This window comes from Neisseria sp. SLRRB23, assembly GCF_050896295.1.
Taxonomy (GTDB): Bacteria; Pseudomonadota; Gammaproteobacteria; order Burkholderiales; family Neisseriaceae; genus Neisseria.
In genome coordinates this window covers 14,627-33,824 of sequence record NZ_JBPBFH010000005.1, presented here as the reverse complement: position 1 = coordinate 33,824, position 19,198 = coordinate 14,627, and the positions used below count along the sequence as shown (strand labels likewise).

Genomic DNA, 19,198 nt, shown 5'->3' with positions numbered 1-19,198 from the left:
GTTTTGTTCCTCTGGCTGGTGTTTATATATTTCGTGAAGAATGTGGCGGGGTGATTTATGGTGTCGGATGTTGAGTATTGGTGGAAATTTTAAAAAAGGGCTGTCCTGGACAACTAGGATAAACTCGATTTTACTAATTGTTTTAAAATGGAAATTTGAACTTTTATCTCACTGTTGTTAAAACGCCGTTCGCACTCCTTTAAATACGGCTCAAAATGCTCTTTGGGAATGCCGTCAAACTTGCGTAAATGACGTTTTGCCCGGTTCCAAAAGTTCTCAATTCCATTAATATGGTTTTGTCGTTCCGCAAAATGTGTGCTGTGGTTGATACGAAAACGAAGTTTCAGCGAAGCTAAAATGGCTAAATCCGCTCACATCTAATACATCATAGCTACGATAACGATCCGTATAAACAATGCTGTCAGGTTTCACTTGTTCACGGATAATAGGAAATAAAGTAGCGGTTTGAGTATTCGGTACAGCAACCGTATACACCTTATATATTGCGTCCCATCAAAGGGGCGCATTACTTTTCTTACCATTTCGCTTCAAAAGACCGAATACGGCGACTTTACCGGCAGCACCGCGACCGCGTTTACCTTTGCGTTGTCCACCAAAATAACTTTCATCTGCTTCTACTTCGCCATTAAACATTTCTAAATGTGGACTGTTTTGATAAAAGTGTGGTTTTGATAGGCTGCAACCGTGTTTGTTTTGCCCAATTAAATGGTGATGAGTTGGAAACATTCTCCCGTTTTTTTAGACATTTGGGTTATGAATTAGAATAAATGAAGGCCGTCTGAAAGTTCAGACGGCCTTTTTTAATGGTTGTTAATGATGATGGTGGGCATGGCGTGCGGCTGCGCGTTTGGTACCGACAGGCACAATCAGCGTTGCGTAAGTATTGTCTTTCTGACATACGCTTTTATCGCCGTAATCGGTCTCGTTCACGACTTTGATTTTCCACAAACCGTCAATCAGAGTAATCACATTGACCACGCCGTTTTTATCGGTTTTGCCGGAGAAGCCTTGAGGTTCGCGGTGGTCATGGGTTGATTCCAAGTCCATTTCCGCCAAAGTGTCCGAGCTGGCGGTAACGGTGGCTTTAACCAAAGGCTCGCCTTTGTACAGGACTTTGACCGGCAAAATACCGCCGGCTTTGACTTCGTTCGGATTTTTCAGCGGAACCAGTTCCAGCTCTTGGCCGATAGGGCGGGTCAATACCGCTTCATCAACTGCGCCGTTGCCCACTTGGACAAAGCTCTTGCCGAACATTTGCGCCTGTTCGCAATAGGTTGCGCCGGTCAGCTGTTTCAAGGTTTGCTGTTTCCAGCCGTCTTGGTTTTTCGACCAGAAAGTCGGTTTGTAGGTTGCGCTAACCCAGTAGGAGCCTTCAGGCAAAGCGGCTTTGGAAACGTATTGATAGTTTTCGCCGTTATTTACCAAATCAACGGTTTTCTTTGAGCTGCCGGTCAATTGCAGCGGTTTGAAAATATGTACGCGGTCGTCGGCGATTTTTTCGACATTAGGGAAGTCATGGCTGTAACCCAAATCCGCATGCAGGATTTGGCCAGCAGGCTGATGTGTCGGTGCAGCCACCCAAACATCGTGCGCCTGCGCCACTGCGCCCAATCCCAGCAATCCTAAAAGCATCCATTGTTTCATAGTTTCTACACTCCATTTTGTTGTTGAATGAAAGGCCTTGTATTTTGGCGAGTAGAAACATTACTCTTATTTACATTTTTTGTAAATAATCAGTAATCGTAAACGATGAAAATAATAGGCTGCGGTATTTTTATTAACGCCTACNAATTCTGCTGCTGTTCTTGCAGTTACACCTGCGACAAACAGTTCAATGAGTTTATTTTGTTTATACCGGCTTAGACGACTTTTTCTCATAGGGATAATTCTAACTTAATTTGAATTTCCCTAGTTATCTAGGACAGCCCCTTAAAAAATATAGGTGATTTATGCAGGACGTTCAAAACGGAAATGACAAAAAATCCATCTTGTGTATAAGTAGTGGAAAACTTATGGAAAAGTTAAATAATTTAATAATTTTAATATGTTATTTTTGATGGCGGTGTGTATAAATAAAAAGAGGCAGTATGATGATATATAAAAATGCCGTCTGAAACATTGGTTTTCCTTGTTCAGACGGCATTGGGAGGTAAGTTGGAAGTTATCCACACTTCTTGAGGTTTAAGTCGTGAAATGCAGGCGGCAAGTCTTCGCTGTTGGAAAATTCGACCCATTCGTAGGCGGTCTCGTCCGCCAGAACTGCGCGTAAGAGCGCATTGTTAATGGCATGTCCTGATTTGTAGCCTTCGAATGCGCCGATGAGCGGATGCCCGACGATATACAAATCGCCGATGGCATCAAGAATTTTGTGGCGGACAAACTCATCGGGATAGCGTAAACCTTCGGGATTCAGGACATCCGTGTCGTCAATCACGATGGCGTTGTTCAAATTGCCGCCTAAGCCGAGATTGTGGGCGCGCATCATTTCAACTTCGTGCATAAAGCCGAAAGTGCGCGCGCGTGCGATTTCATCGATGTAGGATTTGCCCGCGAAATCGATTTCAAAAGTGGGCGAGCTGCGGTTGAAAACCGGATGGTCGAATTCGATGGTCAGGGTAACTTTAAATCCGTCATACGGTGTAAAGCGCACCCATTTTCCCGCTTCTTTGATTTCGACAGGCTTGAGGATTTTTAAAAAACGCTTTTGCGCCTTTTGGTCGACAACGCCCGCATCTTGCAGGAGGTAAATAAACGGCAGGCTGGAGCCGTCCATAATCGGGATTTCGGGCGCGTTCAGCTCAATCAGCGCATTGTCGATACCATAGGCAGACAGTGCGGACATGATGTGTTCGATGGTGCCGACGCGCACGCCTTTGTCGGTAACGATGGTGGATGAAAGGCGGGTATCGTTGATCAAATAAGGGGTCAGTTTGATTTGCCCGCCCATTTCCCCTTCCAAATCCGTGCGGCGGAATGAAATCCCGCTGTTTTCAGGCGCGGGATGCAGGGTCAGTGCGACCCGTTCGCCGGAATGCAGGCCGACTCCGGTAACGCTGATGGATTTCGCCAAAGTTCTTTGCAGCATAAACCGCTTCCTTATCAATGGGGTAAGTTGGGGAATGATACGATAAAACCGGAAAAACAGGCTATGTTTTTCAATAGTATTTGCCAATACGGATGTTTTATTTAAAACAAAATGCCGTCTGAAACGATTTGTTTGTGTTTCAGACGGCATGAGGCAGGCAGCTTTATTCGTACACTTTCAACAGCTCGACTTCAAATATCAAAGTGGCGTGCGGGGGAATCACACCGCCGGCACCGTGTGCGCCGTAACCCATTTCCGAAGGGATGGTCAGCTTGCGTTTGCCGCCTTCCTTCATGCCGCCGAAGCCTTCGTCCCAACCTTTGATAACTTGTCCGACGCCGAGCGTGATGGTCAGCGGTTGACGACGGTCGAGGCTGGAGTCGAATTTGGTGCCGTCTTCCAGCCAGCCGGTGTAGTGGACGGTGATTTCTTTACCCTTTACCGCCTCTTTTCCGAAGCCTTCCTGCAAATCCTCAATAATCAGGCTGCCCATATTTGTCCTTTCGTTGCTTGTTGGGCAAAACGGCAAGGGTAACATACCGTCCGTCGAAGTCAAATACCGCTCAAACGTCAGCTGCACCGGTGCAGCTGAAACGGCTGTGTTTGTTGGACTGTTTTATTTTTTTCGTAAAGGTTCCATGCTTTTTCATGGAAATAGAAAACGACGGTGTTGATTAGGGGCTCGACCAGCGTGACCGCCCCCGATACGCCTATACTGCCCGTCAGTACATAGGTTACACTGAAGGCGGCGCTGAAATGCAGTGCGGCAAAAGTCAGGGTTTTAAGCATCATCATCTCCTTGATTGAAAAATTAATTGAAAATTTACGGAGGAATGATAAAGATTATCATAAGGTTGCGCGGTTTAAATTTGCTATTTAATGTTAGTGTAAATAAATCATTTTCCAAATAAGGATAGAAATGATGAATCATAAAAAGATCGTTGTTTTGGATGCGGATACTTTGCCCGGTCGGGCTTTTCACTTCGATTTTCCACACGAGCTTGCGGTTTACGGCACGACAGATGCTACGGAAACGGCGGTACGCGTATGCGGTGCGCACATCGTCATCACCAATAAGGTTGTCATTTCTGCCGATATCATTGCGGATAATCCTCAGCTTGAGCTGATTGCCGTCAGTGCGACCGGCGTGAACAATGTCGATATTGGGGCGGCGGAGGCGGCGGGCGTTGCGGTATGCAATGTCCGCGCCTACGGAAACGAATCGGTTGCGGAACACGCCTTTATGCTGATGATTGCGTTGATGCGGAATTTGCCCGCCTATCAGCGTGATGTTGCGGCAGGATTATGGGAGAAGTCGCCGTTTTTCTGCCATTACGGTGCGCCGATTCGGGATTTGAACGGCAAAACGCTGGCGGTTTTCGGACGCGGCAATATAGGACGGACGCTTGCCCGATATGCACAGGCGTTCGGTATGAGGGTGGTGTTTGCCGAACACAAACACGCGCCCGCTGTGCGCGAAGGCTATGTTGCCTTTGAAAATGCGGTACGGGCTGCCGACGTGTTGTCGCTGCACTGTCCGCTGAATGCCCAAACTGAAAATATGATAGGCGAAGACGAATTGCAACAGATGAAGCCCGGTGCGGTTTTGATTAATTGCGGGCGCGGCGGGCTGGTGGATGAAAACGCGCTGCTTGCCGCACTCAAATACGGGCAGATCGGCGGGGCGGGCGTGGATGTTTTGACGCAAGAACCGCCCAAAAACGGCAATCCCTTGCTGAAGGCTCACCTTCCCAATCTGATTGTTACGCCGCATACCGCGTGGGCAAGCCGTGAAGCGTTGGACAGGCTGTTCGATATATTGTTGGCGAACATTAACGCCTTTGTGAAAGGCGAGGCGCAAAATCGGGTGGTTTGAGCTTGTCGGGATGACGAAAAAATGCCGTCTGAACGTCCAAAGGGTTCAGACGGCATTGTTTTGATATTTCTGCTTAACCGACTTTGTCGCCCGGCTGCGCGCCTGCATCCACATCCAAGAGCTTCAGTTTGCCCTCTGCCGTGGCGGCACTCAAAATCATACCTTCGGATACGCCGAATTTCGCCATTTTGCGCGGGGCGAAGTTGGCGACGGCGATGACCATGCGGCCGTTCAGCTCGGCGGGGTTGGGATAAGACGCGGCGATGCCGGAGAAGATGATGCGTTTTTCAAAACCGAAATCGAGGTCGAATTTCAAAAGTTTTGTGCTGCCTTCGACGGCTTCGCAGTTCAATACTTTGGCGACGCGCATGTCGATTTTCATAAAGTCGTCGAAGCTCGCCTGTTCGGCGACTTTTTCGTATTTGCTCTCTTCGGCGGCAGGTGCTGCTGCTGCGATACTTTGTTTGTTGGCTTCGATCAAATCATCCACTTGTTTTTGCTCCACTCGTTGCATTAAATGTTCGTATTTGTTGATGGCGTGTTCGCCCAAGGTTTCGCGTGTATTTGCCCAAGTGATGGCTTCCAAATTCAGGAATTTGGCGGCGTTTTCGGCCACTTTTGGCAATACGGGGGCGAGGTAGGCGGTCAACATGGTAAAGGCGTTGATGAGCTCGCTGCATACTTCGTGCAGGCGTGCGTCTTGACCTTCTTGTTTAGCGAGTTCCCAAGGTTTGTTGGCATCAACGTATTCGTTGACAATGTCTGCCAAGGCCATGATGTCGCGCAGGGCTTTGGCGTATTCGCGGCTTTCGTAGCATTCGGCAATGGCTTCGCTTTGCGCAGTCAGTTTTGCCAGCAATGCGCTGTCGGCTACGTCTTTCAGACGGCCTTCAAAGCGTTTGGCGATGAAGCCTGAAGCGCGGGCGGCGATGTTGACGTATTTGCCGACGAGGTCGCTGTTGACACGGCTGATAAAGTCTTGCAGGTTCAAATCGATGTCTTCGATTTTGCTGTTGAGTTTGGCTGCGATGTAGTAGCGCATCCACTCGGGGTTCAGGCCTTGTTCCAAATAGGATTTGGCGGTGATGAAGGTGCCGCGCGATTTGGACATTTTTTGTCCGTCGACGGTCAAAAAGCCGTGTGCGTACACGCCGGTCGGGGCGCGGTGGCCAGAGAAATGCAGCATGGCAGGCCAGAACAGGGCGTGGAAATAGAGGATGTCTTTGCCGATGAAATGGTACATCTCGGTTTGGCTGTCGGCTTTGAAGTATTCGTCGAAATCGACGCCGATGCGGTCACACAGGTTTTTAAACGACGCCATGTAGCCGACGGGCGCGTCCAGCCAGACGTAGAAGTATTTGCCCGGCGCGTCGGGGATTTCAAAACCGAAATACGGCGCGTCGCGGGAGATGTCCCAGTCGGACAGGGTGGTTTCTTCGCCTTCGCCCAGCCATTCTTTCATTTTGTTGAGGGCTTCGGCTTGCAGATGGGGCTTGCCGTCGTACGGGTTGTTGCCGGAAGTCCATGCTTTGAGGAAGTCGGCGCATTCGCCCAGTTTGAAGAAGAAGTGTTCGGATTCGCGCAATTCGGGTTTGGCACCGGATACGGCGGAATACGGGTTAATCAGTTCGGTCGGGGAATAGGTGGTGCCGCAGACTTCGCAGTTGTCGCCGTATTGGTCTTGGGCGTGGCATTTGGGGCATTCGCCTTTGACGAAGCGGTCGGGCAGGAACATTTGCTTTTCAGGATCGAAAAGCTGCTCGATGACGCGGCTTTCGATTTTGCCGCCGGCTTTCAGCGCGCGGTAAATGTCTTGGGAAAACTGTTTGTTTTCAGGGGAATGGGTGCTGTAATAATTGTCGTAGCCGATGCCGAAACCGGTAAAGTCGGCGAGGTGTTCTTCGCGCACTTTGGTAATCATGTCTTCGGGTGCGATGCCTTGTTTTTGCGCGGCAAGCATTACGGGCGTGCCGTGGGTGTCGTCGGCGCAGCAGTAGTAGCATTCGTTGCCGCGCAGTTTTTGGAAGCGCACCCAAACGTCGGTTTGGATGTGTTCGACCATGTGGCCAAGGTGGATGCTGCCGTTGGCATAGGGCAGGGCGGAGGTAACGAGGATTTTGCGTGTCATGGTTTATGCTTTTGGGGATAGATGGTAAAGGGGAATTATACCGTAAATACCGTCTGAAGCCTGAAAAATCGGGCTTCAGACGGCATGTTCGCAAACTATCCGGACTTATTCGACCGTAACGGATTTCGCCAGGTTGCGCGGTTTGTCCACATCGGTACCGCGTGCGAGGGCGACATGGTAGGAAAGGAGCTGCACGGGGATAGTATGCACGACGGGGGATAATTCTCCGACATGGCGCGGTGCGCGGATAACGTGCACGCCTTCTGTGGCATTAAAATTGCTGTCGAGGTCGGCAAAGACGAAAAGTTCGCCGCCGCGTGCGCCGACTTCCTGCATATTGGCTTTGACTTTGTCCAACAGGCTGTCGTTGGGCGCGATGACGACGACGGGCATGTTTTCGTCCACTAAGGCAAGCGGCCCGTGTTTCAGCTCGCCGGCAGGATAGGCTTCTGCGTGAATGTAGGTGATTTCCTTCAGTTTCAACGCACCTTCGAGGGCAATCGGGTAATGGATGCCGCGCCCTAAAAACAGCGCGCTGGTTTTCTTGGCAAACTGTTGCGCCCATGCGGCAATTTGAGGTTCGAGGTTCAGAGCGTGCTGTACGCTGCCGGGAAGCTGGCGGAGTTCTTCGGTATAACGTGCTTCATCTTCGCCGGATACCAAGCCGCGTACCTTCGCCAGCGTTACCGCCAAACCGAACAGTGCAACCAGTTGCGTGGTAAATGCTTTGGTCGAGGCGACGCCGATTTCCGCACCGGCGCGGGTATAAAGCACGAGGCTGCTTTCGCGCGGCAGGGCGGATTCCATCACGTTGCAGATGGAGAGGCTGTGGCGGTGTCCCAAAGATTTGGCGTATTTCAAAGCCTCCATCGTGTCCAGCGTTTCGCCGGATTGGGAAATGGTAATGACCAGTTGGTCGGGGTCGGCAATCACGCTGCGGTACCGGTATTCGCTGGCGATTTCGACGTCGGTCGGAATTTTGGCGATGGATTCCAACCAATATTTGGCGGTCAGCGCGGCGTAATAGGAAGTACCGCAGGCAAGGATTTTGACGCTGCGGATGCTTTCAAACACGCTTTTGGCGTTTTTGCCGAAGTTTTCAGGGATGAAGCCGCCGTCGAGGAAAACTTCCGCCGTGTCCGCAATCGCGCGCGGCTGCTCGTGGATTTCCTTTTGCATAAAGTGGCTGTACGGCCCCAGCTCCAAAGAGGCGAGCGAGAGTTCGGATACCTTGACTTTGCGTTCGGCAGGCAGGCCGTTTTTATCGGTCAGCCGTTTGATGCCGTCTGAAGCCAGCAGCGCGATGTCGCCGTCTTCGAGGTACGCCACGCGGCGCGTAAAGGCGATGACGGCGGACACGTCCGAAGCGATAAAGGTTTCATCGTCGCCCAAAGCGACCAAAAGCGGGCAGCCCATACGCGCCACAACTAATTCATCAGGCTTGTCTTGGGCAATAACCGCGATGGCGTATGCGCCGTGGAAACGTTTGACCGCTTTCTGCACGGCTTCAAACAGCCTGCCGCCGTTTTGCGCGTATTCGTGATTGATGCTGTGGGCGATGACTTCGGTATCCGTTTGCGATTCAAAACGGTATCCCAAACCTTCCAAGCGTTTGCGTTCGCTTTCAAAGTTTTCGATGATGCCGTTGTGCACAACCGCAATCATCCCGCCGCAGATGTGCGGGTGGGCGTTCGGCTCGGTAACGCCGCCGTGTGTCGCCCAGCGCGTATGTCCGATGCCGATGCCGCCGCTGATGCCTTTTTCGCGTGCTGCGTCCTCCATAAGCTGCACGCGTCCAACACGGCGCACGCGTTTGATTTTGCCGTCGGTGTTGACGGCAATGCCTGATGAGTCATAACCCCTGTATTCGAGGCGTTTGAGGCCGTCGGTCAGAAAATCGACGACGTTGTGATGGGCGCGGATGGCGCCGACGATACCGCACATAACTGTTCCTTAGTATCAGGTTGAAAAAAAACAGGCGCGGACGGCTCCCGTGCCGCACCTCGCGTTTCGGATTATAAACCGCCTCCCGCGCCGGAAAACAGCAAAATGCCGTCTGAAGGCTTGGGCTTGCTCAAAAAAGGAGGGATTTCCCCGCCTGACCGGGATGGGCGTTCAGACGGCATTGCCTGCCGCCGGTTTATATAGTGGATTAACAAAAACCAGTACAGCGTTGCCTCACCTTAGCTCAAAGAGAACGATTCTCTAAGGTGCTGAAGCACCGAGTGAATCGGTTCCGTACTATTTGTACTGTCTGCGGCTTCGTCGCCTTGTCCTGATTTTTGTTAATCAACTATAGTTTTTGCAAATCAATATTGACAAGCTGAAAAAAAAAAACAATATACTCACCCGGTCTTAATGTTAAAGGAGTATGGAAATGAAACAAATGCTTTTGGTCGTCGGCGTGGCGGCGGTGTTGGCGGGCTGCGGCAAGGATGCCGGCGGTTACGAGGGTTATTGGCGTGAAAAGTCGGACAAAAAAGAGGGTATGATTGCCGTCAAAAAAGAAAAAGGCAATTACTTCCTTAATAAAATCAACGTGTTTACAGGCGAGGAGGAGTCTTTGCTTTTGTCTGAAAAAGACGGCGCGCTTTCGATAAATACGGGGATAGGGGAAATCCCGATCAAACTTTCCGACGACGGGAAAGAGCTGTATGTCGAACGCAGGCAGTATGTGAAAACCGATGCGGCGATGAAGGACAAAATCATCGCCCATCAGAAAAAGTGCAGACAAACGGCACAGGCATACCTCGACGCGCAAAAGGCGTTGCCGTCAAACCAAACGTATCAGCAGCATCAGGCGGCGATCGAGCAGTTGAAACGGCGGTTTGAAGCCGAGTTTGACGAATTGGAAAAAGAAATCAAATGCAACGGCAGACCCCGGGCATTGTTGCTTTAGCGGAGGATAACCGGGAGGATGCCGCCGTCCGAATCGGACGTGCGGTTTCCGTACCGGTACGGGCGGGCAGGAATGTCCGCCTTTTTTTGTTCGGACGCGTTTGAATATCCGTTTGATTCCGATCGTTTGCAAGGGGGTATTTCCGTTCGGGCGGAAATCCATTCCGTCAAATAAAAAAAAGCATTTTGTCCAGCCGGCTTGTGCCAGAGGTATCGCAAAACTTCGCCTTAATGCGCCCGATTGGCCGTGATGGGCTTCAGACGGCATTGTTTGCCGGTTTACGGGCGGTATTCGGGCTTCATGCCGTTGGGCAGAAGCTGCCAGACGTAACCTGGTTCTTTCATTTTACCTGCCGTTTCCCCCGCTTCGTCGCCGTAACCCCAGAAATAATCCACGCGCACCGCGCCTTTAATCGCGCTGCCGGTATCCTGCGCCATAATCAGGCGGTTGAGGGCTTTGCGGGTAACCGGGTGGGCGGTGGCGACAAATAAGGGCGCGCCCAAGGTAATGTAGTGCCGGTCTACTGCGCCGGCATATTCCCCCATCAGCGGAGTGCCCAGTGCGCCGACGGGGCCGTCATTGCTGCTTCCTGCAAGCTCGCGGAAAAAGACATAGCTGGGGTTTTGCCCCAAAACTTCGGCGAGGCGTTGTGGATTTTGCCGCATATAGGCTTTGATGCCCTGCATCGAGGTCTGCCCGAGTTTGAGGTAGCCTTTGTCCGCCATATAGCGTCCGATGGAAACATAGGGATGTTCGTTTTTGTCGGCATAGCCGATGCGGATGTATTTGCCGGACGGGGTTTTCAGACGGCCCGAGCCTTGTATGTGCATGAAAAAGAGTTCGACGGGGTCTTCGGCATAGCCGAGGATGGGGGCTTTGCCGTCAAGCGCGCCGCCGTTGATTTGGTTGCGCGTGTGGTAAGGGAGGAAGCGGCTTCCTTCAAACCTGCCTTTGATTGCCGTTGTGCGCGCGGTGATGGGGAATTGGGAGAGGTCGGCGGTATGTGTGCCGCCGGTATTGTCGATTGTGCCGCTGTTTTTTCCCGTCTGCCTGATGCGGACAAGGGCTTTCCCGCCCCGCAAACCGGCAGGCAGCGGGACGGAGATAAAATCGTCGGGAATGCCGTAAATCGGGAAGCGGGCCTGTTCCGTCCGCCTGTCGTCGCCTTTCAGCACCGGTTCGTAATAGCCGGTAACCGTACCGGCAAGGCTTCCGTTGCCTGCAACCTGCCACGGCGTGAAATAGCGTTCAAAAAACTGTTTTGCCTGAAAGGAATGGACGGGGGTTTGAAAGGCTTGGGCACACACATCCTGCCAGCCTTGGCGGTTTTTCAAATTTGAGCAGCCAAGCTGGAAAGACTGCAGGCTTTGGGTAAAGTTTTGCGTGCTCCAGTGCGGCAGGCTGTCGTGAGGAACCGCCGTGTAAACCGCCCCTCCGCCTGAAACCGTAGTGCCGACAGGAAAAGGGGTACCCGCAGGGCGGTCAGGGCCTTGAATAACGGATGTGTCAGGAATCGGGAGGGTTTGGATGCTTTTGCTTTGACAGGCGGCAAGAATGGCGGCAACCATGCTGAATAGTGCCGTTTGAAACAGGTGTTTTTTCATAATGGACAATGACGTTGAAATACTTGAGTCGGATTTTCAAGCGACTGATTTTTTAAAGGTTTGAAAAAGGAAATTTTAACACAGCCCTGAAGTTTTCCGGCGGTGGGGTAGTTTGAAAAAAATATGGCAAAATAGTTTGTATTCTTATTTACAAGTCATATAAATGTCCTGATAATATACCGTCCATTTACTTATAAACTGATACTTATGCTGGTTGCTTTTTTAATTATGTTGCGCGAGGGTATCGAAGCTGCACTGATTGTCGGTATCGTTGCGGGTTTTTTGAAACAGTCCGGACATTCCAAACTGATGCCTAAGGTCTGGTTCGGGGTCGTCCTTGCTTCTTTGATGTGTCTGGGGCTGGGATACGGCATCCATTCGGCAACGGGCGAGATTCCCCAGAAGCAGCAGGAGTTCGTCGTCGGCATTATCGGTTTGGTTGCCGTCGCGATGCTGACTTATATGATTTTATGGATGAAAAAGGCGGCGCGTTCGATGAAGCAGCAGCTTCAGGATTCTGTACAGGCGGCTTTGAACCGTGGTAGCGGTCAAGGATGGGCCTTGGTCGGTATGGCGTTTCTTGCCGTGGCGCGCGAAGGTTTGGAGAGCGTTTTTTTCCTGCTTGCCGTATTCAAACAGAGCCCGACGTGGCAGATGCCGGCTGGTGCGGTAGCGGGGGTTTTGGCTGCCGCCGTGATTGGCGCGTTGATTTATCAGGGCGGGATGCGCCTGAATCTGGCGAAGTTTTTCCGTTGGACAGGAGCGTTTTTGATTGTCGTTGCCGCCGGTCTGCTTGCCGGCTCGCTGCGCGCGCTGCATGAGGCAGGTATTTGGAACGCGCTTCAGGACATTGTGTTCGACTCATCAAAATATTTGCACGAAGACAGTCCGTTAGGTGTGCTGCTCGGCGGATTTTTCGGCTATACCGACCATCCGACGCAGGGCGAGGCCTTGGTTTGGCTGCTGTACCTTATTCCTGTCATGACTTGGTTTTTACGCGGCAGTAGGCCGTCTGAAACTTTAACCCGTAAAGAGGAGCTGAAATGAGAAAACTCAATTTGACCGCATTGTCCGTGATGCTTGCCTTAGGTTTGACTGCTTGCCAGCCGCCGGAAGCGGAGAAAGCCGCGCCGGCTGCGTCCGGTGAGACCCAATCCGCTAACGAAGGCGGTTCGGTCAGTATCGCCGTCAACGACAATGCCTGTGAACCGATGAATCTGACCGTACCGAGCGGACAGGTTGTGTTCAACATTAAAAACGACAGCGGCCGCAAGCTCGAATGGGAAATCCTGAAAGGCGTGATGGTGGTGGACGAGCGCGAAAACATCGCCCCCGGACTTTCCGACAAAATGACCGTAACCCTGTTGCCGGGCGAATACGAAATGACTTGCGGCCTTTTGACCAATCCGCGCGGCAAGCTGGTGGTAACCGACAGCGGCTTTAAAGACACCGCCAATGAAGCGGATTTGGAAAAACTGTCCCAACCGCTCGCCAACTATAAAGCCTACGTTCAAGGCGAGGTTAAAGAGCTGGTGGCGAAAACCAAAACCTTTACCGAAGCCGTCAAAGCAGGCGACATTGAAAAGGCGAAATCCCTGTTTGCCGCCACCCGCGTCCACTACGAACGCATCGAACCGATTGCCGAGCTTTTCAGCGAACTCGACCCCGTCATCGATGCGCGTGAAGACGACTTCAAAGACGGCGCGAAAGATGCCGGGTTTACCGGCTTCCACCGTATCGAACACGCTCTTTGGATAGAAAAAGACGTGTCCGGCGTGAAGGAAACCGCAGCCAAACTGATGACCGATGTCGAAGCCCTGCAAAAAGAAATCGACGCATTGGCATTCCCTCCGGGCAAAGTGGTCGGCGGCGCGTCCGAACTGATTGAAGAAGTAGCGGGCAGTAAAATCAGCGGCGAAGAAGACCGTTACAGCCACACCGATTTGAGCGACTTCCAAGCCAATGTGGACGGTTCGAAAAAAATCGTCGATTTGTTCCGTCCGTTGATCGAGGCCAAAAACAAAGCCTTGTTGGAAAAAACCGATACCAACTTCAAACAGGTCAACGAAATTCTGGCGAAATACCGGACCAAAGACGGTTTTGAAACCTACGATAAGCTGAGCGAAGCCGACCGCAAAGCGTTACAGGCCCCTATTAACGCGCTTGCCGAAGACCTTGCCCAACTTCGTGGCATACTCGGTTTGAAATAAGCCTTAAGCGTTCAGACGGCATTTGGCGACAGATGCCGTCTGAAATTTTATCTACAAAACTGGAAAGGTATTGAAAAAGGCGGAGATTTCCGTTCCCCGCGTTCCGCTGTATCGGATACAGAGTTTAAACAAAGGATAAAACATGAGTACGAATAACCCGACACAACCGACCAGGCGCACTCTCTTTAAAACTGCGATCGCAGCCGGAGCAGTCGGCGCAATCGGAGGTTATCTCGGCGGCAAAAAACAGGGCGAAACCGCCGAACGCACCGCTGAAAGCCAACACTCGCCCCAAGCTTATCCCTGCTACGGCGAACATCAGGCAGGCATCGTTACGCCGCAGCAGGCGTTTTCCATTATGTGCGCCTTCGACGTAACTGCGCAAAGTGCCAAGCAGCTGGAAAACCTGTTCCGCACGCTGACCGCCCGCATCGAGTTTCTCACCCAAGGCGGCGAATACCAAGACGGCGACGACAAACTCCCGCCAGCCGGTAGCGGCATTTTGGGCAAAGCCTTCAACCCCGACGGATTGACTATTACCGTGGGGGTGGGCAGCAGCCTGTTTGACGGCCGATTCGGACTCAAAGACAAAAAACCGGTTCATTTGCAGGAAATGCGCGACTTCTCCAACGATAAGCTGCAAAAAAGCTGGTGCGACGGCGATTTGAGCCTGCAAATCTGCGCCTTCACCCCCGAAACCTGCCAAGCCGCCCTGCGCGACATCATCAAACACACCGCCCAAACCGCCGTTATCCGCTGGAGTATCGACGGGTGGCAGCCCAAATCCGAACCCGGCGCGATGGCGGCGCGCAACCTGTTGGGCTTCCGCGACGGCACGGGCAACCCCAAAGTTTCCGATCCTAAAACCGCCGACGAGGTTTTGTGGACGGGTGTGGCCGCCAACAGCCTCGACGAACCGGAGTGGGCGAAAAACGGCAGCTATCAGGCAGTCCGCCTTATCCGCCACTTTGTCGAGTTTTGGGGCAGGACGCCGCTTCAAGAGCAAACCGACATTTTCGGGCGGCGCAAATACAGCGGCGCGCCGATGGACGGCAAAAAAGAAGCCGACCAACCGGATTTTGCCAAAGACCCCGAGGGCAATACCACGCCCAAAGACAGCCATATACGCCTGGCGAATCCGCGCGATCCCGACTTCCTCAAAAAACACCGCCTCTTCCGCCGCGCCTACAGCTATTCGCGCGGACTCGCCTCAAGCGGACAGCTTGATGTCGGGCTGGTGTTCGTCTGCTATCAGGCAAACCTTGCCGACGGATTCATCTTCGTGCAAAACCTCCTTAACGGCGAACCGCTGGAAGAATACATCAGCCCCTTCGGCGGCGGCTATTTCTTCGTCTTGCCCGGCGTGGAAAAAGGCGGCTTCTTGGGACAAGGGCTGTTGGGCGTATAAACCTGCCTGACGGACAAATGCCGTCTGAATCCGATAAGGGGTTCAGACGGCATTTTACTGTTTGGGCGGTCAGGCTTTTTTGACGAATTCGGATTTTAAATTCATCGCGCTGCCGTCGATTTTACAGCCGATGTTGTGATCGCCTTCCTGTAGGCGTATGCCTTTGACCTTCGTACCTTGTTTGATCACCATCGAGCTGCCTTTTACCTTGAGATCTTTAATGAGGATGACGGTATCGCCGTTTTGCAGCGCCGCGCCGTTGGCATCGCGCACTTCTTCGGCGGCTTCGGCTGCGGCGGATTCGGTTTTATTCCATTCGTGGGCGCATTCGGGGCAGATGTATTGTCCGCCGTCTTCATAGGTGTATTCGGAGGCGCATTGTGGGCAAGGGGGTAATGACATAGTTTGCCGTCCTTATCAGATGTTTGTTTTGGGATGCCGTCTGAAACCTGAAACCGGCTTCAGACGGCATGGCTTTATTGTTTGTCTTTTTCCGGCCTCACCCAGCCTTCGATGACGGTTTGGCGGGCGCGGGCGAGGGCGAGTTTGCCGTCTTCGACATTGCGGGTAATCGTGCTGCCCGCGCCGGTGGTTACTTTGTTGCCGATTTTGACGGGGGAGACCAAGACGCAGTTTGAACCGATGCGCACTTCGTCGCCGATGACGGTTTTGTGTTTGTGCACGCCGTCGTAGTTGGCAATAATCGTACCTGCGCCGAAGTTGGTTTTGCTGCCGACTTCGGCATCGCCTATGTAGGTGAGGTGGTTGGCTTTGGTGCCTTTGCCGATGGCGGCGTTTTTGATTTCGACGAAGTTGCCGACGTGTACATCGTCTGAAAGGCGGGCTTGCGGACGCAAACGGGCGTATGGGCCGATTTGGTTGTTTTCGCCGACTTCGCAGTCTTCAAGGTGGGAGAAGGGGGCGATTTTGCTGTTTGCGCCGATTTTGGCGTTTTTGATGACGCAGTTTGCGCCGATTTCGACGTTGTCGCCGATTTCGACTTCGCCCTCAAAGATACAGTTCACATCAATTACGACATCCTGTCCGTGTTTCAGACGGCCGCGTAAATCGAAACGTGCCGGATCGCGCAGGGTTACGCCTGCTTTGAGCAATTCTTGCGCCTGTTCGGTTTGAAAGATGCGTTCGAGTTCGGCGAGCTGGCGTTTGTTGTTCACGCCGGCGGCGAGGTGGGAGGCGCGGACTTGGACGGGATGAACTTTAATACCGTCGGCAACGGCTTTGGCAATGAGGTCGGTTAAATAATATTCGCCTTGGGCATTGTTGCTGGAGAGGCTGTTCAGCCAGTTTTCCAGTTTGGCGTTGGGCAGAACCAAAATGCCGGTATTGATTTCTTTCACGGCTTTTTGGGCGGCACTTGCGTCTTTTTCTTCGACAATGGCGGTTACGCTACCGTTGCTGTCGCGGATGATGCGCCCCAAGCCTGTCGGGTCGGCGGGCACGTCGGTCAACAGCCCGACTTCGTTGCCTGCGGCTTCGAGCAGGGTTTCGAGGGTTTCAACGTCAATTAAAGGAACGTCGCCGTACAACACCAGCGTGCGGCCTTCGGCGGCAAGGTGCGGCAGTGCGGTTTTGACGGCGTGGCCGGTGCCGAGCTGTTCGGTTTGTTCGACCCAGACGACATCGCGTTTGACGTTGTCTAAAACTTGCTCTTTGGCGTGGCCGACGACGACGCAGATGTTTTGCGGATTCAGTGCGGCGGCGGTGTCGATAACGCGCTCGACCATGGGCTTGCCGCCGATGCAGTGCAGCACTTTGGGCATTTTGGAATACATGCGCGTGCCTTTGCCGGCGGCGAGGATGACGATGTTTAAAGTGTTGTGCGGCATGACGGTTTCCTGTGCAATGCCGTCTGAAGCAGCTTCAGACGGCATAGGGTAGGTTTATCGGTTTTGAAACTTTGGTTTTTGCCAGTGTTGACGGGACTCTTCGTCGGCGTTGTTGCCGGTTTGGTTGGGCAACACGGCATGGCGTTCGGGGCGGTATTGGTTGTAGTTCATATTTTTCGAGTAGCTGCCGTCTTGGTAATAAACGGGTGTACCGGCAGGATATTTTTGACGGACGGCGGTTTTGCCGTTTTCGTTCCGGTAGGTTTCCCATGAGCAGCCCGACAAAAGGGCGGCGGCAGTCATCAGAATAAGGAAGGTTTTACGCATGGCTTTTCTTTCGTATTTTCGGGGTTTAGGGGGTATTGTAATGATTTTGGCGGTGTTCTGACAAAGTTTCTGCATACTGTGCCAGTTGCGCCATATCGCGTGCGCAGGCGTCGATAAAGGGCAGCTCGTGCACTTTTGCACCGAACCAGACGGTTTTCATGCCCAATGCTTTTGCCTGATGGAGGTTGTCCGCGCTGTCGTCCACCATAATGCAGCGTTCGGGCGGTACGTCCAATAGGCGGCAGACGTTGAGATACGCTTGCGGATTGGGTTTGTATAGCAGTCCGAAATCATCCGTGCCGAACAGTGCGTCGAAACGGTTTTCCAAACCGAGTGCGCCGACAACGGCACGGACGTAAAACGACGGGCCGTTGGAAAAAACCGCCTTGCGCCCGTTCAGACGGCATAGGGTGTTTTCCGTATCCGCCATGCCGTGCAGCCTGGTCAGGATTGCATCGATCGGATGGCTTTCGCGCAAAAATTCGGCGATGTCGATTTCGGGATGGTGGATTTGCAGTCCGGCGAGCGTTGCGCCGTAACGGTGCCAATAGTCTTGACGCAGGTCGGACGCGGCGGATTCGGATAGTTTGAGGCGGCGTGCCATATAGCGTGTCATAGTGCGGTTGATGAGTGTGAAGATGCCTGCGTCGGCATCGTGCAGCGTGTTGTCGAGATCGAACAGCCACACGGTCGGATTTTCTTGCATTTTGAACCGTGAAAATTTGTTAGAATGTTATTTTACAGCGAATAGAGGAGGACTCGGAATGAAACAGAAAATTTGGCTGCTGCCGCTGCTGGCGGTTTCGGCATACCTGCAGGCGCAGACGGAAGTCAGGCTGGCGGTGCATAAGTCATTCAGCCTGCCCAAAGGGCTGATTGCGCATTTCGAGCGGGCAAACGATGCGAAGGTGTCGATTATCCAGGCGGGCGGCGCGAACGAAATGCTCAACAAACTGATTTTGAGCCGCGCCAACCCAATCGCCGACGCGGTGTACGGTTTGGACAACGCCAATATCGGCAAGGCGCGGGAAATGGGTATTTTGGCGGCGGCGCAACCCGAATCCGCCCCCGTCGCGGTCGGGCTGCCTTCGGCTTTGGCGGTCGATTACGGCTATGTGTCCGTCAATTACGACAAAAAATGGTTTGAAGGCAAAAAGCTGCCCCTGCCGCAAACCCTGCAGGATTTGACCCGGCCCGAATATAAAAACCTATTGGTCGTGCCGTCTCCCGCCACGTCTTCCCCCGGGCTGGGCTTCCTGATGGCGAACATCAGCGGCATGGGCGAAGAAGGCGCGTTCAAATGGTGGGCACAGATGCGGCAGAACGGCGTGAAGGTCGCCAAAGGCTGGAGCGAGGCGTATTACACCGACTTTTCGCACAACGGCGGCGCGTATCCGCTGGTGGTCGGCTATGCCGCCAGCCCTGCGGCGGAAGTGTATTTTTCCAAAGGCAAATACAGCGAGCCGCCGACGGGCAACCTGTTTTTAAAAGGCGGCGTATTCCGTCAGGTTGAAGGCGCGGCGGTCTTGAAGGGCGCGAAACAGCCGAAGCTGGCGGCAAAACTGGTGCAATGGCTGCAAAGTCCGGAAGTGCAGCAGGCGGTTCCGTCTGAAATGTGGGTTTCCCCCGCCGTCAAAAACACGCGCCTGCCCGACGTGTTCCGCTTCGCCCAAGCACCGACGTACACGGATTCCCCTTCCCGTGCCGACATCAACGCCAAACAGCGAGGCTGGGTCGGACGCTGGATTAAAACGGTATTGAAGTAAAAAATGCCGTCTGAAAAAGGATCGGTA

The 19,198-nt window shown here is 52.8% G+C and carries 17 protein-coding genes and 2 pseudogenes; 6 read left to right on the top strand and 13 right to left on the bottom strand.

Annotation, left to right across the window (positions count from 1 at the left end; genetic code table 11):
• Positions 1–113: 113 nt before the first annotated feature.
• From ACRPFF_RS02025 to ACRPFF_RS02000, 6 genes and pseudogenes are all read right to left on the bottom strand, one after another.
• A pseudogene (locus ACRPFF_RS02025) lies at positions 114–678 on the bottom strand (IS1595 family transposase); the annotation flags it as partial.
• Between the two features lie 153 nt (positions 679–831).
• Complete coding sequence (locus ACRPFF_RS02020; protein ID WP_308031824.1) at positions 832–1,665, bottom strand: DUF4198 domain-containing protein; 834 nt, start codon at positions 1,663–1,665, stop codon at positions 832–834.
• A gap of 87 nt (positions 1,666–1,752) precedes the next feature.
• Positions 1,753–1,899 (bottom strand): annotated as a pseudogene (locus ACRPFF_RS02015) (IS1595 family transposase); the annotation flags it as partial.
• A gap of 283 nt (positions 1,900–2,182) precedes the next feature.
• The gene (gene lpxC / locus ACRPFF_RS02010) at positions 2,183–3,106 is read right to left on the bottom strand and encodes a UDP-3-O-acyl-N-acetylglucosamine deacetylase (protein WP_432673662.1); all 924 of its coding nucleotides are present in this window, start codon (positions 3,104–3,106) and stop codon (positions 2,183–2,185) included.
• A gap of 163 nt (positions 3,107–3,269) precedes the next feature.
• Positions 3,270–3,599, bottom strand: coding sequence for an FKBP-type peptidyl-prolyl cis-trans isomerase (locus ACRPFF_RS02005; RefSeq protein ID WP_002235320.1), 330 nt, complete (start codon positions 3,597–3,599; stop codon positions 3,270–3,272).
• 77 nt (positions 3,600–3,676) lie between these two features.
• A complete protein-coding gene (locus ACRPFF_RS02000) occupies positions 3,677–3,895 on the bottom strand; it encodes a DUF2061 domain-containing protein (protein ID WP_432673681.1) in 219 nt (72 codons plus the stop codon).
• Between the two features lie 133 nt (positions 3,896–4,028).
• Here ACRPFF_RS02000 and ACRPFF_RS01995 point away from each other — a divergent pair, with 133 nt between their 5' ends.
• Entirely contained in the window at positions 4,029–4,982 is a 954-nt protein-coding gene (locus ACRPFF_RS01995; RefSeq protein ID WP_432673661.1) for a D-2-hydroxyacid dehydrogenase, read from the top strand.
• A gap of 73 nt (positions 4,983–5,055) precedes the next feature.
• On the opposite strand, the gene metG is transcribed toward ACRPFF_RS01995, so the two are convergent.
• A complete protein-coding gene (metG, locus tag ACRPFF_RS01990; RefSeq protein WP_432673660.1) occupies positions 5,056–7,110 on the bottom strand; it encodes a methionine--tRNA ligase in 2,055 nt (684 codons plus the stop codon).
• A gap of 105 nt (positions 7,111–7,215) precedes the next feature.
• Positions 7,216–9,054, bottom strand: a complete 1,839-nt coding sequence (gene glmS / locus ACRPFF_RS01985; RefSeq protein ID WP_432673659.1) for a glutamine--fructose-6-phosphate transaminase (isomerizing) — start codon at positions 9,052–9,054, stop codon at positions 7,216–7,218.
• A 433-nt stretch (positions 9,055–9,487) separates the two neighbouring features.
• Here glmS and ACRPFF_RS01980 point away from each other — a divergent pair, with 433 nt between their 5' ends.
• Complete coding sequence (locus ACRPFF_RS01980; protein ID WP_411712625.1) at positions 9,488–10,009, top strand: hypothetical protein; 522 nt, start codon at positions 9,488–9,490, stop codon at positions 10,007–10,009.
• 278 nt (positions 10,010–10,287) lie between these two features.
• Here ACRPFF_RS01980 and mltA read toward each other — a convergent pair whose 3' ends face one another.
• Positions 10,288–11,613 (bottom strand): murein transglycosylase A, encoded by a 1,326-nt coding sequence (gene mltA / locus ACRPFF_RS01975; RefSeq protein ID WP_432673658.1) that lies wholly within the window; start codon positions 11,611–11,613, stop codon positions 10,288–10,290.
• A 207-nt stretch (positions 11,614–11,820) separates the two neighbouring features.
• Between mltA and efeU the strand changes: the two genes are divergently transcribed.
• From efeU to efeB, 3 genes are all read left to right on the top strand, one after another.
• Positions 11,821–12,660, top strand: a complete 840-nt coding sequence (gene efeU / locus ACRPFF_RS01970; protein WP_004467835.1) for an iron uptake transporter permease EfeU — start codon at positions 11,821–11,823, stop codon at positions 12,658–12,660.
• Positions 12,657–13,823 (top strand): iron uptake system protein EfeO, encoded by a 1,167-nt coding sequence (gene efeO / locus ACRPFF_RS01965; protein ID WP_003753642.1) that lies wholly within the window; start codon positions 12,657–12,659, stop codon positions 13,821–13,823. Before efeU ends, efeO begins: the two co-directional genes overlap by 4 nt.
• Before the next feature lie 142 nt (positions 13,824–13,965).
• Positions 13,966–15,231, top strand: a complete 1,266-nt coding sequence (gene efeB, locus ACRPFF_RS01960) for an iron uptake transporter deferrochelatase/peroxidase subunit (protein ID WP_432673657.1) — start codon at positions 13,966–13,968, stop codon at positions 15,229–15,231.
• Between the two features lie 69 nt (positions 15,232–15,300).
• Here efeB and ACRPFF_RS01955 read toward each other — a convergent pair whose 3' ends face one another.
• The 4 genes from ACRPFF_RS01955 to ACRPFF_RS01940 all read right to left on the bottom strand — a co-directional run bounded on the left by ACRPFF_RS01955 (position 15,301) and on the right by ACRPFF_RS01940 (position 18,111).
• Positions 15,301–15,633: a zinc ribbon domain-containing protein YjdM gene (locus ACRPFF_RS01955; protein WP_432673656.1), complete on the bottom strand. Its 333-nt coding sequence runs from the start codon at positions 15,631–15,633 to the stop codon at positions 15,301–15,303.
• A 74-nt stretch (positions 15,634–15,707) separates the two neighbouring features.
• Positions 15,708–17,078, bottom strand: a complete 1,371-nt coding sequence (glmU, locus tag ACRPFF_RS01950; protein WP_432673680.1) for a bifunctional UDP-N-acetylglucosamine diphosphorylase/glucosamine-1-phosphate N-acetyltransferase GlmU — start codon at positions 17,076–17,078, stop codon at positions 15,708–15,710.
• 54 nt (positions 17,079–17,132) lie between these two features.
• On the bottom strand, positions 17,133–17,405 hold the full coding sequence (locus ACRPFF_RS01945) for a spore cortex protein (protein WP_432673655.1): 273 nt from the start codon (positions 17,403–17,405) through the stop codon (positions 17,133–17,135).
• Between the two features lie 25 nt (positions 17,406–17,430).
• Positions 17,431–18,111, bottom strand: coding sequence for a pyrimidine 5'-nucleotidase (locus ACRPFF_RS01940; protein WP_432673654.1), 681 nt, complete (start codon positions 18,109–18,111; stop codon positions 17,431–17,433).
• Between the two features lie 58 nt (positions 18,112–18,169).
• Between ACRPFF_RS01940 and ACRPFF_RS01935 the strand changes: the two genes are divergently transcribed.
• Entirely contained in the window at positions 18,170–19,171 is a 1,002-nt protein-coding gene (locus tag ACRPFF_RS01935) for a thiamine ABC transporter substrate-binding protein (protein ID WP_432673653.1), read from the top strand.
• Positions 19,172–19,198 lie beyond the last annotated feature (27 nt).